The sequence below is a fragment of the Aeromonas rivuli genome (genome assembly GCF_000820045.1).
Classification (GTDB): domain Bacteria; phylum Pseudomonadota; class Gammaproteobacteria; order Enterobacterales; family Aeromonadaceae; genus Aeromonas; species Aeromonas rivuli.
Genome location: NZ_CDBJ01000065.1, coordinates 60,236 through 77,495, shown reverse-complemented (window position 1 = coordinate 77,495; position 17,260 = coordinate 60,236). Strand labels below are relative to the sequence as shown.

Below are 17,260 nucleotides of genomic sequence, written 5' to 3'. Positions count from 1 at the left end.
TTACTAACAAGTCGTTTTGGTCACTTCACCAGACATTGAAAATCAAAAATTAATTTTGATGCTCGATGCTGTGAGTGCCCACACAGATTGCTTGATTCAAATTGTTAAAGAGCGTCACGCTTATCGCGTTGAGGAGGCGCATCTTACGCTCCTCACTTCGAAAGTCAAGCGGTTGTTTTCGCTTTTCTTTCGGCGCCTGCTTCACTGTGAAGCTAGCTCATCAGTCCGGCGTGTTGTGCCGTGCTAGTAGGGGCGCATTATAGGGATGGCAGCCGCGCTGGCAAGGGCTAAATGACAGAAATATGACGTTCTGGGTGCGTTCGCTGTTAAAAGCAGCAAAAGTCTCACTTATTGAACATCTCAGCCTTGATAGAGCCCCTGACGGAGATGAACGGACTCTCTTGCTATCCATCCACCCTCCCGGCAAGGCCAGCCACCATAACCATGGTGATAGTGCTCACGCCTTCGGGTAATATAGCGCCCCTTTGTGGTGACACACTCTTGGGCTTTGGAGAGTTTAATGCCTTTTGCACTTGGCCAGCGTTGGATTAGTGATACCGAGACGGATCTGGGATTGGGTACTGTAGTGGCTGTCGAAGGCCGTATGGTGACCATGTTGTTTCCGGCTACCGGTGAAAACCGCATGTATGCCAAAGAAGAGGCACCCGTGACCCGGGTCAGCTTCAATGTGGGCGATCAGATTGCCAGCCACGAGGACTGGACCCTGACTGTCGACGAAGTGCAGGAAAAGGATGGCCTTCTTATATATGTAGGCACACGCACCGATACCGGTGAGCCTATGGCCCTCAAGGAAGTGTTTCTCAGTAACTTTATCAAGTTCAACAAGCCGCAGGAGCGCCTGTTCGCCGGTCAAATAGACCGCATGTCCCGCTTCACCCTGCGTTATGAGGCGCTGAACAATCAGCACAAGCGCCGTCGCAATCCGACCCGCGGCCTGGCCGGGGGGCGAGTCAGCCTGATCCCGCATCAGCTCTATATTGCCCACGAAGTGGGCCACCGCTATGCCCCGCGCGTCCTGCTCGCCGATGAAGTCGGTCTGGGCAAGACCATAGAAGCCGGGATGATCATCCATCAGCAACTGCTGTCCGGCCGTGCCCAACGCGTGCTGATCTTGCTACCTGAGACGCTGCAGCATCAATGGCTGGTCGAGATGCTGCGCCGCTTCAATCTACATTTCTCTCTGTTTGACGAGGAGCGTTGTATTGAGGCCTTCGCCGATGCGGAGAACCCGTTCGAGACAGAACAACTGGTGATCTGCAGCCTCGACTTCCTGCGCAAGAAGCGTCGTCGCTTCGAACAGGTACTGGAAGCCGAATGGGATCTGCTGGTCGTTGATGAGGCACATCACCTGGAGTGGAGCGAGGAAGCCCCGAGCCGAGCCTATGAGATGGTCGAAGCCTTGGCCGAACAGGTACCGGGCGTGCTGTTGCTGACCGCCACTCCGGATCAGCTGGGCCATCAGAGCCACTTCGCCAGGTTGCGGTTGCTCGATCCCGAGCGCTTCTACGACTACGAGGCTTTCCTGGCAGAGGAGCAGGCTTATGGTCAAGTTGCGGCAGCAGCCCAGGCGCTGCTCGCTGGCGAGCCCCTGAGCGATGCCGCTCAGCAGTTCCTCGCCAACCAGCTCGCAGGGCTGGATCTGACCGACAGCAAAGCGCGTCAGCAGGCGGTCAGCACGCTGCTCGACCAACACGGTACCGGCCGGGTGCTGTTTCGTAACAGCCGAGCCAATATTCAAGGCTTCCCCGAGCGCCATCTCAATGTCTACCCCATGCCGTTACCGGATCAGTACAAGACTGCCATCAAGGTCATGAGCATGATGGGGGGGAGCGGTGGCGATCTGCAGGCCCGTGCCCTGCGTTATCTCTATCCCGAGAAAATCTATCAGCAGTTCGAGGGGGACAGCGCCAGCTGGACCCAGTTTGATCCCCGCATCACCTGGTTGCTGGAGCTGTTGCTCGGCGCCCGCCAGCAGAAAGTCTTGGTGATCTGTTCCGAAGCGAGCACAGCCCTCGCCCTGGAAGAGGCACTGCGTACCCGCGAGGGAATACGGGCGACCGTCTTCCACGAAGGCATGTCCATCCTGGAACGGGATCAGGCCTCGGCCTATTTCGCCCAGCAAGATGGTGGCGCCCAGGTGCTGATCTGTTCCGAAATAGGCTCCGAGGGTCGCAACTTCCAGTTTGCCAGCCACTTGGTGCTATTTGATCTGCCCCTTAATCCGGATTTGCTGGAGCAGCGTATCGGTCGTCTCGACCGCATCGGTCAGCAAAATACGGTCGAAATCCACGTTCCTTATCTGGAAGGCAGCGCCCAGCTGGCCCTGCTGCGCTGGTACCACGATGGCATGGATGCGTTCGAGCAGACCTGCCCCACCGCTCGCCCCGTATTTGAAGCGGTGCGCGATCAGCTGTTCGAACTGTTAGCCGCCAACAGCGGAGAGCAAGCCGCGCTCGACGATCTGCTCACCCGGACCCGGGAACTGCACGAACCGCTCAAGGCTCGCCTGGAGCAAGGTCGCGATCGCCTGCTGGAGATCCACTCCTGCGGGGGGGAAGCTGCCCGGCAACTGGCCGACAGACTGGCGGCAGAGGATGGCGACACCGCCATGATCTCCTTTGCCCTCAAGATGTTCGATGAGATTGGCGTCAATCAGGATGATCGCGGTGAAAACGCCCTGGTACTGACGCCGGGGGATCATATGCTGGTCTCCAGCTTCCCGGGCCTGCCCCATGACGGCATGACGGTTACCTTTGACAGAGACACGGCGCTGTCCAGGGACGATATGTTCTTCCTCTCCTGGGATCACCCCATCATGCGGGGCGGTATCGACCTGATTCTGGGATCGGAGATAGGCGCCACCTCGGTCGCGCTGCTCAAGAATAAAGCGCTCCCTATCGGCTCCATCTTGCTGGAACTCATCTTTGTGGCCGAATCTGCCGCCCATTCCCAGCTCTACCGTTTCATGCCACCGACGCCGATCCGGCTGTTGATGGACAAGAACGGGCAGAATCTGGGAGAGAAGGTGGCATTTGATGCCTTCAATCGCCAGCTGACCCCGGTCAATCGTCATCTGGGCAGCAAGCTGGTCACCGCCTCGCAGCCGGTGATCCACGGTCTGATCGGCAAGGGGCAAGCCATTGCCGAACAGCTGAAAATGACCATTGTCGATGAGGCCCGTGGCCAGATGGCGCAGACTCTGCAACAGGATCTGGACAGGCTGGAAGCACTCAAGGCCGTCAACCCCAATGTGCGGGACAGCGAACTCGACTACCTGCGCGACCTGCAGGCCGAGCTACATCACCTGATCGACCAGACCCAGCTCAAGCTGGATGCAATCCGCTTTATCGTGGTGACCCATAACTGACAAGATACTGACGTCGAGGCAGCCAGACTTGGCTCAAGCTGGATGCCATGCACTTTATCATCGTGGTGACCCATAACTGACGAGATACTGAAGCCGACGCAGCCAGACTCGGCTCAAGCTGGATGCCATGCACTTTATTATCGTGGTGAACCATAACTGACGAGATACTGACGTCGAGGCAGCCAGACTTGGCTCAAGCATGGATACATGCACTTTATTATCGTGGTGAACCATAACTGATGGGGACGCGTCCCCACCTTAACCTTTGATGCGAGACGCTATGTTCGAATATTGCCCTCCCCTGGAGCCCTGGCTCGATATCCTGTTCAAGGATAAAGACATCATGGTGGTCAACAAGCCGACCGGCCTGCTCAGTGTGCCGGGGCGTGGCCCAGAAAACGAAGACAGTGTCTTACACAGGGTGAAGCAGCAACACCCCAAGGCAGCCGCGGCCCATCGCCTCGACATGTCTACCACGGGTGTATTGGTGATCCCCCTCAATCCCAATGCTCATCGCGAGTTAAGCAGACAGTTTCGCGAGCGGGAGACCGAGAAGCACTATCTTGCCTGGGTATGGGGCGAACCGGAGGCGGACTCGGGTCAGGTTGATCTGCCACTGTGTGTGGACTGGCCCAACCGCCCCAAGCAGAAGGTTGATTTCGAGGAGGGACGCCATGCCTTGACCCTGTGGGAGAAGCTGAGAGTGGAAAATGGCAACAGCTTGATCAAGCTGATGCCCATCACCGGCAGATCCCATCAGTTGCGGGTTCACATGCTGGAACTGGGGCATCCCATATTGGGTGACAACCTCTATGCCCACCCCGAGGCGCTGGCAGCTGCACCCCATCTTTACCTGCATGCGGCCATGCTGACCATCAGCCATCCACGCAGCGGAGAGCGGATGACGTTTGAAGCACCAGCGCCTTTCGCCGGTTAATCTGCATCAGTAAAGCGCCAGAACGAAAAAAGCCTCGGTCAACAGACCGAGGCTTTTTTATTACTTGGCATCATACGTGAATATTGATGTTGCCACCCAGGGTGCTGCCTGCCGTGCTCCTGGGGGCTTGTGCCGATTCGGCGGCTCCCTGCAACAGGGCCAGAGCGGTTTCCCCCTCTTGAGCTTGTTGCTTCTTGGCGAGGCTGGCGACCATGAGGGCACTGCCATAAGATGTTGAACCAGATATTTCCATTTGCATTCCTCCTGCCCTCTGGCTATCGGCCATGATGACGAAAGCATGAGTCACAACTGCTTAGCTGTGACAGGCTCTGCTTGGTACCTTGCCATCCAGCCAGCGCTCTTCCATCTCCAGCAGCGTCTGATACACGGCCTCCGCCTGGGCCGGGCGGCTGAACAGATAACCCTGACCATAGAGATGGATGTCGGTCAGCCCGCGTAACACATCGAGCTGGGCCTGAGTTTCAATCCCCTCGCACACCAGGGTCTTGCCAAGCATGGAACCGAGTCGACAAATATTGGCAACCAGCTCCGAAGCCTCGGTGGAGCTGTCTATCCCCTGGATGAAGGATCGGTCGATCTTCACCTTGTTCACTGGCAGCTTCTGCAGGTAACTGAGGGAGGAGTAGCCTGTCCCAAAATCATCCAGCGCCAGCTGCACCCCTTGCTGACTCAGATCCTGCATCAGTTGCAGCGAGTTTTTCACCTCGCGCATTGTGGTGTCTTCCGTCACTTCCAGTACCAGGTGAGCGGCAGAAATACGATGTTCCATCAGGGCCTTGGCGACCAGCTTGAGCAGGCTGCGTTGATACATTCCGGGGGAGATATTGACACACATCTGCAGGTCAAGAAGACCCAGTTGCTGCCATTGGTAAAGCTGGGCGCACGCGGTATTGAGCACCCAGCCCCCCAATTTTTCAGACAGCTGGAACTCTTCGGCAACCTGGATCAACTCGTTGGGCGGGATGAAACCAAGTTCCGGGTGACGCCAGCGCAGCAGGGCCTCAACGGCTTCACAGCGCCCGGTCTCCAGATTGATGATGGGCTGATAATAAAGCTCGAGGGCATTGCGTTCGAGCGCCACCACCATGTCGGAGGCAAGGTGTTTACGCCGCGCCGTCTCATTTTGCAGTGATTTGTCGTAGATGACATAGGGCACATGGGTCTTGCGGCTGTGGAACAGCGCCTGCTCGGCCCGGCTCAGCAGATCCTGAGTCTCCTCGCTATCCATGGGGTAGAAGGCGATGCCTATCCCCACCTCCAGCCTAAATGGATAGTGATCCAGGGGGATATCCTGCTTGACGGCATACAGCACGCGGGCGACCAGCTCTCGCACCTGCTTGAGATCGCTGCTGTCCTTCTGGATGATGGCGAATTGATCCCCCACCAGACGGGCAGCCCATTCACTGTCATTACAGAGCGTATCGAGACGCCGGGCCAACTCTTGCAGCAGAAGATCGCCAATGTTGTAGCCAAACTTGCTGTTGATGTCGCGAAACTCGTTGATATCGATCAGCACCAGGCCAAAGGGCTGTTCCCGGGTAACGCACTCCTCCATCTGTTCCAGCAGGGCGAGGCGATTGGAGAGGCCAGTGAGCGGGTCGAAGCGAGCTTCCCGATAGTGGCGCCGCCCCTCACGGATCAGCAACACGCTGAGCATGATCACCGATACCAGCAAGCCGCTGACCATGAGCAGCAGAGAGTTGCGCAAGGTACCGAAACGCTGGTCGTTACTGGTGTATACCTTGATGTTCTGTTGCATCACGGAGGCGAGGGAATAAGAGAGCGGTTCTTGCAGGGGTGATAACCGCATCATGATCTGCTGATAGTCGCCATTACCTGCCTTGAGGGCCGAAATGCGGGGTTCGAGTTCGCGGATCGTACTCTCGATGAGTTGTACCAGGCGCAAGGCTTTCTGCTTGTCATGCAGGCTCTCGCGCAGCTGCCCACTCAACAATACCGGGGTGCGGCTCCACAAGATGTCATAACGCAGCATCAGGGTGTCGTGGTCTATACCGCCATAGTGGTAGAGCTCGACCGAGTTGAGGAAACGCCCCAACTCCAGCTGCAACTGCATCAGGGCCCAGGAGACGTCGTAGGTATACTTCTCCATGACCCGGGTCGCATTCTGGATCTGCACCAGGCAATAGAGGGTGCTCCCCGTGAATGAGAGGATGGAAATATAGAGAATGAGCAACAGTGGCCAACTCTTTCTTTTCACCCGGACTCCCACCTTGTCAGTTCTGAATATCGAGGGCGCTCAATTGCCAGATCATCATGTCGGTGTAGGCAGACTGCTTGAGTTCCGGATATTGATCCAAGGGTAGGATAAACCAAAGGGGCCCCTTGTCACGTACCCGCATGGTGATGCCATCGTCCTGCCAGGCCAGAATGGGGTCATATTGCTTTACCTTCTCCCAGTCCACCTTGATCTGAAAACTGTTGAGGGCGGTCAGGGTGATGGTCTTGCCCTTGGCATCAAGTGCTGCGAGCAGATCGGCCACCTTGGGGCCCTTGTAGTGATGAGGCTTGTCGACCCAGGGATTGCTGGTGACTATTTCGTGTTGTGGCAGGGACTGAATGAGTGCGAGGTCCAGCTCCACCTTGCCAGCTTGCGCCCCTTCGGCATCCACATTGCCGGAGACGGTCAATATCACGGGGCCTTGTGGCGCCTCCAAGGCCAGGGCCGGGCCCGCGAGGCAGAAGAGAAGGGGGATAAAGCCAATTTTGATCATAGATACACCAATGATTTTATTATCAATACTTCCAGTTTAGCCGCCTTAAAAAAAACGGCCCGCCAATGCGAGCCGTTTAATGACGAGAGCGAGATTACATCATGCCGCCCATGCCACCCATGCCACCCATATCAGGCATGGCCGGGCCATCTTTCTTCGGCAGGTCGGTGATCATGCACTCAGTGGTGATCATCAGACCGGCGATGGAGGAGGCAAACTGCAGGGCAGAGCGAGTCACCTTGGTCGGATCCAGGATGCCCATGGCCAGCATGTCACCGTACTGCTCGGTGTAGGCGTTGTAGCCGAAGTTGCCTTCACCATTCTTCACGGCGTTGGCAATGACGGAGGCTTCTTCACCGGCGTTGATGACGATCTGACGCAGCGGGGCTTCCATGGCGCGCAGTGCAACCTTGATACCCACGTTCTGATCTTCGTTGTCACCACGCAGACCAGCCAGTTTGGCCGCGACGCGCACCAGCGCCACACCACCACCGGCAACCACGCCCTCTTCTACCGCAGCGCGAGTGGCGTGCAGGGCGTCGTCAACCCGGGCTTTCTTCTCTTTCATCTCAACTTCGGTGGCAGCACCGACTTTGATAACGGCAACGCCGCCAGCCAATTTGGCTACGCGCTCTTGCAGCTTCTCACGGTCGTAATCGGAAGAGGTCTCTTCGATCTGCTGACGGATCTGAGCAACACGGCTCTCGATCAAGGTTGCATCACCCACACCGTCGATGATGGTGGTGTTCTCTTTGGTGATGACGATGCGCTTGGCACGGCCCAGGTCTTCCAGGGTCGCTTTTTCCAGCTCCATGCCCACCTCTTCGGAGATGACAGTACCGCCGGTCAGGATGGCGATATCTTGCAGCATGGCCTTGCGACGGTCACCGAAGCCCGGCGCCTTGACGGCAGCCACTTTCACGATACCGCGCATGGTGTTGACCACCAGGGTCGCCAGGGCTTCGCCCTCTACGTCTTCGGCAACGATCAGTAGCGGTTTGCCCGCTTTGGCAACGCCTTCCAGCACCGGCAGCATTTCGCGGATGTTGGAGACTTTCTTGTCGACCAGCAGGATGAAGGGATCGTCCAGCTCGACGGCGCCAGTTTCCGGCTTGTTGACGAAGTAAGGGGAGAGGTAACCGCGGTCGAACTGCATGCCTTCAACCACTGCCAGCTCGTCTTCCAGGCCCTGACCGTCTTCAACGGTGATGACGCCATCACGGCCGACCTTGTCCATGGCTTCGGCGATCAGTGCACCCACTTTCTCGTCGGAGTTGGCGGAGATGGTACCCACCTGAGCGATGGCATTGCTGTCGGCGCAAGGCTGGGACAGGGACTGCAGCTCGGCAACGGCCGCCACGACGGCTTTGTCGATACCACGCTTCAGATCCATCGGGTTCATGCCTGCGGCGACGGCTTTCAGGCCTTCGTTGACGATGGCTTGCGCCAGTACGGTGGCGGTAGTGGTACCGTCACCGGCGGCGTCGTTGGCCTTGGAAGCGACTTCCTTGACCATCTGGGCGCCCATGTTCTGGAATTTGTCTTCCAGCTCGATTTCGCGCGCAACGGAGACGCCATCCTTGGTGATGGTCGGGGCGCCGAAGGACTTGTCCAGCACCACGTTGCGGCCTTTCGGGCCCAGGGTCACTTTGACGGCGTCGGCCAGGATGTTGACGCCTTCCAGCATTTTGATGCGGGCTTCGTTGCCAAATTTAACGTCTTTAGCTGCCATGATTCTTGAATCCTTTAGTCAATTCGGGGGAAGGAAAAATTACGCTTCGACGATCGCCAGGATGTCGGTCTCGGACAGGATCAACACTTCCTGACCATCCAGCTTCTCGCTCTTGACGCCGTAACCTTCGTTGAAGATCACCTTGTCGCCGACCTTGACAGCGAGCGCCTTCACTTCGCCATTATCCAGAATTCGACCAGTCCCCACGGCCAGAACCTCACCACGGGTGGACTTCTGAGCCGCAGTACCAGTCAGGACGATACCGCCAGCGGATTTAGCTTCAGCTTCGATGCGCTTAATGATGACGCGGTCGTGCAGTGGACGAATTTTCATCGATAACTCTCCCAAAATGAGTCACTTTGTTACTTGAGGAATGGCCATTCCTGGCCAAATTGCATATGACCCAGATGTGGGGCACTTATCTCTCCCCTTCAAGGGCGGATACAAAAAAAAGTTTTTCACGTACCATGAATATCTTTGATGGATCGCCATGCCCGCCATGGTTCCGAGTTTGTCTTTCGGCAAACCAGAGATCAGTTTCCAGCCGTGAAGAGACTTGCCCTTGACCCGACCCAATCCCATGCTGACCGCCCCCATGCCCGCCGTATTGCTGCGCATGACAGGGCCCATGATCCTCGGCATCATCGCCATACTGGCATTCAATCTGGTCGATACCTTCTTCATCGGCATGCTGGGCACCCAGGCGCTGGCCGCCATCAGCTTTACCTTCCCGGTGACCTTCGTGGTCACCTCGCTCGCCATGGGACTCGGGGCCGGGCTCTCGGCCGTGATTGGCCACACCCTGGGTCAGGGCAAGCATGAAGAGGCCGCTCACCTGGTCACCGACAGCCTGTTTCTCGCGGTGCTGCTGGTCACCCTGCTCTCCCTGCTGGGCGCCCTCACCATAGACCCGCTGTTTCGTCTGCTGGGGGCAAGCGAGGCCCTGATCGCCCTCATCCACGACTACATGCTGATCTGGTATCTGACGGTGCCCATGCTGGTGCTGCCCATGGTCGGCAATGCCGCCATCCGCGCCACCGGGGACACCAAGACGCCGAGTCTGGTGATGGCGGTCGCCGGGCTGGTCAATGGCGTGCTGGATCCCTTGCTCATCTTCGGCATAGGTCCCTTTCCCGAGTGGGGTATCAGTGGCGCCGCCATCGCCACCTCCGTCTCCTGGTTGATGGCCATGCTGGTCAGCCTCTATATATTGCGCCACAGGGAGGGGCTGCTACGTTGGCGGCTCTCCCCACGCCAGCGCCTGCTGGCCCATTGGCGCGCCCTGTTGCATGTGGCCGTGCCCGCCTCCTTCACCAATATGCTCAACCCCTTGGCCAACGCCATGCTGATGGTCATCTTCGCAGGCCTTGGTACCGAGGTGGTCGCCGCCTACGGGGCCGCGTCCCGGGTTGAGGCACTGCTGCTCATCGTCATGATGGCGCTCTCCTCGGTGCTGGCCCCCTTTGTTTCCCAGAACTGCGGGGCAGGCAATCCGGCACGGGCCAGGGCGGCCTTGCAGCTCTGCATGCGTTTTGCCTTGCTGTTTCAGCTCGCCATCTATGGGGTGACCTGGCTGCTGGCCCCGCTGATTGCCAGCCTGTTCAGCGACCATCCCCAGGTGAGCCGCCTGATCGTGCTCTACCTGCACCTGGTACCCATCGGTTATGGTTTTCAGGGAATGGTGATGCTGTTGGCCTCGGCATTGAACGGGGTGCGCGCCTCCAGCATCTCATTTCTGTTCAATGGCCTGCGACTGTTTGGCTTCTTGCTGCCCGGGGCCTGGATCGGCGCCAGGCTGGGCGGGGAAGAGGGCATCTATCTGGGGATACTCATCGCCAATCTGGCGGCGGGCAGCCTGGCCTGGCTCTATGCCCGCCATCGCTTCGAACAACTCTGCCATCAAGGGCGTCCCTGAGCAGCGGCGCCGCCTTCTCCCCATCAACCCGCAGCAGCCCCCCTCAGAGGCCGGGTAGCAGGCAACAAAAGGGCCGCTTGCTGCGGCCCCTTCAGGTTTCTCTCTTCGCCACTGCTGGCGCCGACCGACGTGGCCGCTGAGATTACTCCTTGTCCTTGCGCTCGAACTCACCCTCTATGATGGTGCTGGACTCATCGCGCAGCGGGGACGATGGGGAGTAAGGCCCCTGAGACTGGAAGCCTCCCATGGCCCCTTGCACCCTGACCCCCTTGACCAGTCTGTCGGCCAGACGGCTGCGCAGCGGCGGAAGCAGCAGCAACAGACCCAGCAGGTCGGTGACAAAACCCGGGACGATCAACAGCAGACCAGCCAGGGCCAGCATCATGCCCCCCATCAGCTCACGAGCCGGCATCTCGCCGACCTGCATCCGCTGTTGGGCTTCCATCAGGGTCTTGAGCCCCTGGCGACGCACCAGCGAACTGCCCAGCATGGCCGTCAGCACGATGAGGATCACGGTTGGCAGAGCACCGATGACGGTACCCACCTGGATCATGACGGTCAGTTCGAGCAGAGACAGGCCGACAAATAACAAAAATAACTTACCCATATTGACCTCAGTACGGCTTGATGTGGTGGCCAGTCTGACTGGCGCTCGCCTCTCCATCCGGCCAGGGCAGGAGGCGGCATTCTTCTCTACTAGATGGGGGAGCTATCGGCTTTTTCAAGGCAAAGCGCGATCCAGCCGTGATTTTAGGGAATATTTTCCCTGAGATGACTGGGCGTGAGTCCCTTGTTCTGTCACAGTAATTGGGTCATTTGCAACATATGTTTAATCGTCGCAAAAAATTTGGGAATCCCTCAAATTTAGTGATCTACATCTAACATGGGGCACCCCCATTGAGGTAAGATCCCTGACAGTTAACGGGGAATTATTCCCTACCGCCCCACTCGATGTGTGGTGCTTCAGGATGAGCTGTGCGCAAGGAACTCGCGACCACTCGGTGAGGATCATTTCCATTTATTTGATTTCTGAGGCATTACAATGAGCGACATCATAAACGTCCGCATTGAAGAAGATCTGCTGGGCACCAAAGAAGTTTCCAACGAGCTCTATTACGGCGTCCACACCCTGCGGGCGGTCGAGAACTTCAAGCTGAGCACTCAGAAAATTTCTGATGTCCCTGAGTTTGTCCGTGGCATGGTGCTGACCAAGAAGGCAGCGGCCCTGGCCAACGGCGAACTGGGCACCATGCCCCCCGAAATTGCCGACAAGATCGTCGAAGCCTGCGATCTGATGCTCAACACCGGCAAGTGTTTCGATCAGTTCCCTGTCGATGTCTACCAAGGCGGCGCCGGTACCTCGGTCAACATGAATACCAACGAAGTACTGGCCAACATAGCCCTGGAGATCATGGGGCTGGAGAAGGGTCGCTACGACGTCATCAACCCCAACGACCACGTCAACAAGTGCCAATCCACCAATGATGCCTACCCGACCGGTTTCCGCGTCGCCGTGGTCAACAGCACCGACACCACCCTGGATGCCCTGGACGATCTGATCACCGCCTTCGACGCCAAGGCCAAGGAGTTCAGCTCTGTGCTCAAGATGGGACGCACCCAGTTGCAAGATGCGGTGCCCATGACCCTGGGTCAGGAGTTCCACGCCTTTGCCGTGACCCTGCGTGAAGAGATCAAGTCCATCAAGCGTTGCCAGGAGCTGCTGCTGGAAGTGAACCTGGGCGCCACCGCCATCGGTACCGGCCTGAACACCCCGCCCGAGTATTCTGCCCTGGCCATCCAGCGTCTGGCCGAGATCACCGGTCGCGCCTATGTGCCGGCAGAAGATCTGATCGAAGCCACCTCGGATTGCGGCGCCTATGTGATGCTGCACAGCGCCATCAAACGCCTGGCCATGAAGCTCTCCAAGATCTGTAACGATCTGCGCTTGCTCTCTTCCGGCCCACGCACCGCCCTCAAAGAGATCAACCTGCCGGAGATGCAGGCGGGCTCCTCCATCATGCCAGCCAAGGTCAACCCGGTCATCCCGGAAGTGGTCAACCAGGCGTGCTTCAAGGTGTTTGGCAACGACATCACTATCACCTTCGCCTCAGAAGCCGGTCAGCTGCAGCTGAACGTGATGGAGCCCGTGATAGGTCAGGCCATGTTCGAATCCTTGAGCCTGATGAAGAATGCTTGTATCTCCCTGCGCGAGAAGTGTGTGGAAGGGATCACCGCCAACCCGGAGATCTGCATGAACCATGTGCTCAACTCCATCGGCATCGTGACCTACCTCAACCCCTTCATCGGTCACCACGAGGGGGACATTGTCGGCAAGATCTGCGCCCAAACCGGCAAGAACGTCCGTGAAGTCGTACTGGAGCGCGGTCTGCTGACCGCAGAACAGCTCGACGAGATCCTCTCTATCGAAAACCTGATGAACCCGCAATACAAGGCCAAGCGCTTCGCGCGCAGCGCCGCCGTATAAGCGAGCCAGGGCCGGGATCACTCCCGGCCCTTAAAGCCATTTCCCGACCCGCTTGCTTGCCGCCAGCCCATCGGGAAATGGCTTTGTGCCAGAACGATTCTTAAAAACTAAAAATAATGGAGTGTTCACTATGATTGGAATCGAGTTAGCCGTCGTACTCGCCGCTATCTATCTGGGAGCCCGGATAGGCAGCATCGGCATCGGCTTCGCCGGTGGCCTGGGGGTGCTGGTATTGACCTGGGGTCTGGGCATGGAGATCCCAAGCGATCAGCTGGTCAGTTATATTCCCTGGGACGTGATCATGATCATCGCGTCCGTGATCTGTGCCATCGCCTGTATGCAACTGGCTGGCGGCATGGATTATCTGGTCTCTCTGGCCGAGAAGGCGCTGCGCAAGAATCCCAAGCACATCACCTTCGCCGCCCCAGTCGTCACCTACCTGATGACCATGCTGGCCGGGACAGGCCACACTGCCTTCTCCACCTTGCCGGTCATCGCCGAGGTGGCCAAGGAGCAAGGCATTCGCCCCTCCCGTCCGCTCTCCATCGCGGTTATCGCCTCCCAGATCGCCATCACCGCCTCGCCCATTTCGGCAGCCGTGGTCGCCTTCTCCGGGATGTTGGAGCCTTTTGGTGTCGATTACTTGACCCTGCTGGCCATCTGCATTCCGTCCAGCTTCCTCGCCTGCATGGTCGGCGCCTTCGTCGCCAACATGATGGGCAAGCCGCTGGATCAAGATGAAGTCTATCTGGAGCGCAAGGCCAAGGGTCTGATCAAGCTGCGCGGCACCAGCCAGGTCGAGCTCAAACCCTATGCCAAACTCTCGGTCGGCATCTTCGTCGCCGCCATCGTCGCCGTCATGGCCTATGCCACGGCCATTTCGAGCAATGTAGGCTTGATTGCCCATCCGCCCATCCCCCGTGATGGCGCCATCATGGGCATCATGCTCGCCGCCGCCACCATCATGACCCTGGTCTGCAAGCTGGACGCGACTCAGGTCACCAACATGCCGACCTTCAAATCCGGTATGTCGGCCTGCATCTGCGTACTGGGTGTCGCCTGGTTGGGTAACGTCTTCGTGAAAGGCAACATGGACACTATCCAGCTCGTGGCGGGCGATCTGCTCAACAGCTATAGCTGGCTGCTGGCCGTGGTGCTGTTCTTCTCCTCCATGCTGCTCTACTCCCAGGGTGCCACCACCAAGGCACTGATGCCTGCCGCCCTGGCGCTGGGCGTCAGCCCGCTGACCGCCATCGCCTCCTTTGCCGCCGTGAGCGCCCTGTTTGTGCTGCCCACCTACCCGACCCTGCTCGCCGCGGTGGAGATGGATGACACAGGTTCGACCCGCATTGGCAAGGCGGTGTTCAACCACCCCTTCTTCATCCCGGGTGTGGCCACTATCGCCATGGCCGTGACCCTGGGCTTCTTCTTCGGTGGCCTGATGCTCTGATAGCCTCACCCCCTTTAATCAAGAGCGACCTCCGGGTCGCTTTTTTGTCGTTGTGCGTCACAAAAATGATGACTTAATATGCAAAAAGATTCCGGCTTCAGCTCCAGTCAAGCTTGCCCCCCATAGAATTGCCATATCGGAAAAATACCGATCATTCAGGATCCTAGAGGGCCCTGGAGAGTACTTACCCCAGAGGAATAGACAATGAAAAAGACTGCATTGACCATGGCTGTTTCCAGCCTGATGCTGGCCGGTACCGCCCAGGCTGCCCCCCTGTATGATCAAGACGGCACCAAGCTGGATATCGGTGGTCGCGTTCAAGGCCTGTACTACGGTACCAGCAGTGACGAGCTGGAAGGCGATCAGAGCTACCTGCGTCTGCACGTCGCCGGTGAGACTCGCATCGATGACGAAACCAAAGCCTTCGCCTTCGCCGAATACAACCTGCCGACCTCAGGTTCTGACAACGACGAGCTGCGTTACGGCTACGTGGGTATCCAGAACGATCGCTTCGGCGCCTTCAGCTACGGCCGTCAGGATGGTCTGTTCACCAAAGCGGTCAACAACTATACCGACGTGCTGCCGGAATGGGGTGGTGACGGCCTGGGTAAAAACACTGACGTGTTCGGTACCGGTCGTAACAACGGTCTGGCCCAGTACATCTATACCTATCAGGGCATGACCCTGGGTGCCCAGTTCACTGGCAAGAACGAGCCTTGGAATGACAAGGACAGCAAGTGGATGAAGGGTTCCGACGAGGGTTATGCCCTGTCCGCCAACTATGACTTCGACATGGGTATCTCCCTGGGCGCCGTCTACAACATGGCCACCAAGACTGGCGACCAGAAAGAGCTGGCCTCCTTCGGTGGGGATGACGATGCCCAGCTGTATGGCGCCGGTATCAAGTACAGTGCCGGTAACCTCTACCTGGCAGCCACCTATGCTCATGGCCAGGATCACATCTTCGTCAGCAAGAATGGCCAGAGCGGCTATGCCGAGAAGAGTGACGGTTATGAAGCCGTTGCCCAGTACAGCGTCACCCCGAAATTCAAGCCGTCCGTCGCCTACCTGCGTACCGACGTGAAGGATGACCGCAGCGGTGCCAACATCGATGACACCCTGACCGAGTACGTCAGTGTGGGTGCCTGGTACAACTTCACCGACAACTTCAACGCCTATGTTGACTACAAGATCAACCTGCTCGACGAAGATGGTACCGATGGCTACAGCAGCCTGGGCCAAGTCTCTGACGACGTCGTTGGTGTCGCACTGCAGTACAACTTCTAAGTCCGGATTTGGCGTCAAGCCAGCTCTCGATACCAAACCGGCCGCATCAGCGGCCGGTTTTTTTATATCGGACTCAAGCGCGCAGTTGCGCCAGTTCGGGACGACGGGCAAAACAGTGGCTGAGCAGCAGCAGGGTCACCACGCCGACGCTGCCCAGCACCAGCCAGGGCAACCAGGGCTGCCCCTGGGCGCTGGCATAGTCATGCAAAGCGCCGCCTCCCACGTAACCACTCATGCCGCCCAACGCCAACCCTAGCCGACTAAAGCCCATGTAGCTGCCCCGCGCACTCGGGTGGGCCAACCGGGTCATCAAGGTCTCCCGGGCCGGCTCCACGATGATGATGCCGAGATAGAAACAGGCCAGCAGCGCAAAAATCGCCTCCAGGCTGGTGGCAAACGCCACCAGCCCTATGCCTGCGGTCATCAGCAACATGCCCGCCAGCAGCCGGGTCTCCAGCCGGAAGTGACGCTCGCCGTAGCGCGCCAGGGGATAGAGCAGGGCGAGCGACAGCGCCGCCTCCAGGCTATACATCCAGCCCACCGCCGTGCTGCTGCCCGCCATCTGCTTGACCAGAATGGGAAAGATCAGCATCACCTGCACCCAGAGCGCGTAGTAGCCGCTCAGGATCAGCACCACCCGGCAAAATGCCTTGTCCGCCAGCACCCGGCCCAGTCCTGTCTTGATGGGGGTTGGTCGCAAGGAGATCTTGTAGGCGGGCAGAATGAGCCAGTTGCACAGGGCGGCAGTGACGAACAGACAAGCCCCTAGCAGGCAGACATATTCGAAATCGAAATTGAGCAGCCAGCTGCCGAGCAGGGCGCCGAGCACGGCACCGGCACTCTCCAACATCATCAGCAGCGAGATGTAGCGTCCGCGCTGATGGGGCCGGGTGAACTTGATGACCAGGGCCGCTCTCGGAGGATCGAACAGGCAACCGCCCAGACCCGAGATGATGCAGGAGACAATAAGCGCCAGACCGCTCTCGGCATAGGCCAGGCTGGCAAAACCCACCGCCCGCAGCAGCATGCCGCCGACGATCAGCGGCCTGGCACCAAAGCGGTCAGCCAGAGAACCGCCAAAGATCCCCAACCCCTGCTGGGTCAGCTGACGCAGACCCAGCGCCAGACCCACCACCCCCGCCGCCCAGCCAAGCTGATCGACAAATCTCAGGCTTATCATGGGCATCACCACGAAGAATCCCAGGATCACCAGCAGAGAATCCAATGCCAAAAACCAGCGTCCCCGCCGCCGCGCCCGCTCTACCATAACCACCTCAGACTCCAATTGATGCTGCTATTCTGCGAGGGCACCA

Annotated in this window: 13 protein-coding genes; 6 read left to right on the top strand and 7 right to left on the bottom strand. The window is 58.3% G+C overall.

What is annotated here, in order from left to right; all coding sequences use genetic code 11:
• The first annotated feature begins 520 nt into the window (after window positions 1-520).
• Together rapA and rluA are read left to right on the top strand one after the other, a co-directional pair.
• Window positions 521-3,388, top strand: a complete 2,868-nt coding sequence (gene rapA / locus BN1130_RS15465; RefSeq protein ID WP_042043025.1) for an RNA polymerase-associated protein RapA — start codon at window positions 521-523, stop codon at window positions 3,386-3,388.
• A 280-nt stretch (window positions 3,389-3,668) separates the two neighbouring features.
• On the top strand, window positions 3,669-4,325 hold the full coding sequence (gene rluA, locus BN1130_RS15460) for a bifunctional tRNA pseudouridine(32) synthase/23S rRNA pseudouridine(746) synthase RluA (RefSeq protein ID WP_042043024.1): 657 nt from the start codon (window positions 3,669-3,671) through the stop codon (window positions 4,323-4,325).
• 70 nt (window positions 4,326-4,395) lie between these two features.
• Here rluA and BN1130_RS15455 read toward each other — a convergent pair whose 3' ends face one another.
• The 5 genes from BN1130_RS15455 to BN1130_RS15435 all read right to left on the bottom strand — a co-directional run bounded on the left by BN1130_RS15455 (window position 4,396) and on the right by BN1130_RS15435 (window position 9,143).
• Window positions 4,396-4,578, bottom strand: a complete 183-nt coding sequence (locus tag BN1130_RS15455; RefSeq protein WP_232302013.1) for a hypothetical protein — start codon at window positions 4,576-4,578, stop codon at window positions 4,396-4,398.
• Between the two features lie 60 nt (window positions 4,579-4,638).
• Entirely contained in the window at window positions 4,639-6,456 is a 1,818-nt protein-coding gene (locus tag BN1130_RS15450; RefSeq protein ID WP_224433038.1) for a putative bifunctional diguanylate cyclase/phosphodiesterase, read from the bottom strand.
• 124 nt (window positions 6,457-6,580) lie between these two features.
• On the bottom strand, window positions 6,581-7,078 hold the full coding sequence (locus tag BN1130_RS15445) for a putative pterin-binding protein (protein WP_042043021.1): 498 nt from the start codon (window positions 7,076-7,078) through the stop codon (window positions 6,581-6,583).
• A 94-nt stretch (window positions 7,079-7,172) separates the two neighbouring features.
• Window positions 7,173-8,810 (bottom strand): chaperonin GroEL, encoded by a 1,638-nt coding sequence (gene groL, locus BN1130_RS15440; protein WP_042043020.1) that lies wholly within the window; start codon window positions 8,808-8,810, stop codon window positions 7,173-7,175.
• A gap of 39 nt (window positions 8,811-8,849) precedes the next feature.
• Entirely contained in the window at window positions 8,850-9,143 is a 294-nt protein-coding gene (locus BN1130_RS15435) for a co-chaperone GroES (RefSeq protein ID WP_005901665.1), read from the bottom strand.
• Between the two features lie 247 nt (window positions 9,144-9,390).
• On the opposite strand from BN1130_RS15435, the gene BN1130_RS15430 reads away from it, so the two are divergent.
• A complete protein-coding gene (locus tag BN1130_RS15430; protein ID WP_232302015.1) occupies window positions 9,391-10,725 on the top strand; it encodes an MATE family efflux transporter in 1,335 nt (444 codons plus the stop codon).
• A gap of 142 nt (window positions 10,726-10,867) precedes the next feature.
• Here the strand turns inward: BN1130_RS15430 and BN1130_RS15425 are convergent, their stop codons facing one another.
• Window positions 10,868-11,332: an FxsA family protein gene (locus BN1130_RS15425; RefSeq protein WP_042043017.1), complete on the bottom strand. Its 465-nt coding sequence runs from the start codon at window positions 11,330-11,332 to the stop codon at window positions 10,868-10,870.
• 435 nt (window positions 11,333-11,767) lie between these two features.
• On the opposite strand from BN1130_RS15425, the gene aspA reads away from it, so the two are divergent.
• The 3 genes from aspA (at window position 11,768) to BN1130_RS15410 (ending at window position 15,947) form a co-directional block, all read left to right on the top strand.
• Window positions 11,768-13,210, top strand: a complete 1,443-nt coding sequence (aspA, locus tag BN1130_RS15420) for an aspartate ammonia-lyase (RefSeq protein ID WP_042043016.1) — start codon at window positions 11,768-11,770, stop codon at window positions 13,208-13,210.
• Between the two features lie 130 nt (window positions 13,211-13,340).
• On the top strand, window positions 13,341-14,660 hold the full coding sequence (locus tag BN1130_RS15415; RefSeq protein WP_042043015.1) for an anaerobic C4-dicarboxylate transporter: 1,320 nt from the start codon (window positions 13,341-13,343) through the stop codon (window positions 14,658-14,660).
• 204 nt (window positions 14,661-14,864) lie between these two features.
• On the top strand, window positions 14,865-15,947 hold the full coding sequence (locus tag BN1130_RS15410) for a porin (RefSeq protein ID WP_042043014.1): 1,083 nt from the start codon (window positions 14,865-14,867) through the stop codon (window positions 15,945-15,947).
• A gap of 73 nt (window positions 15,948-16,020) precedes the next feature.
• On the opposite strand, the gene mdtH is transcribed toward BN1130_RS15410, so the two are convergent.
• On the bottom strand, window positions 16,021-17,214 hold the full coding sequence (gene mdtH / locus BN1130_RS15405) for a multidrug efflux MFS transporter MdtH (RefSeq protein ID WP_042043013.1): 1,194 nt from the start codon (window positions 17,212-17,214) through the stop codon (window positions 16,021-16,023).
• Window positions 17,215-17,260: the final 46 nt, after the last annotated feature.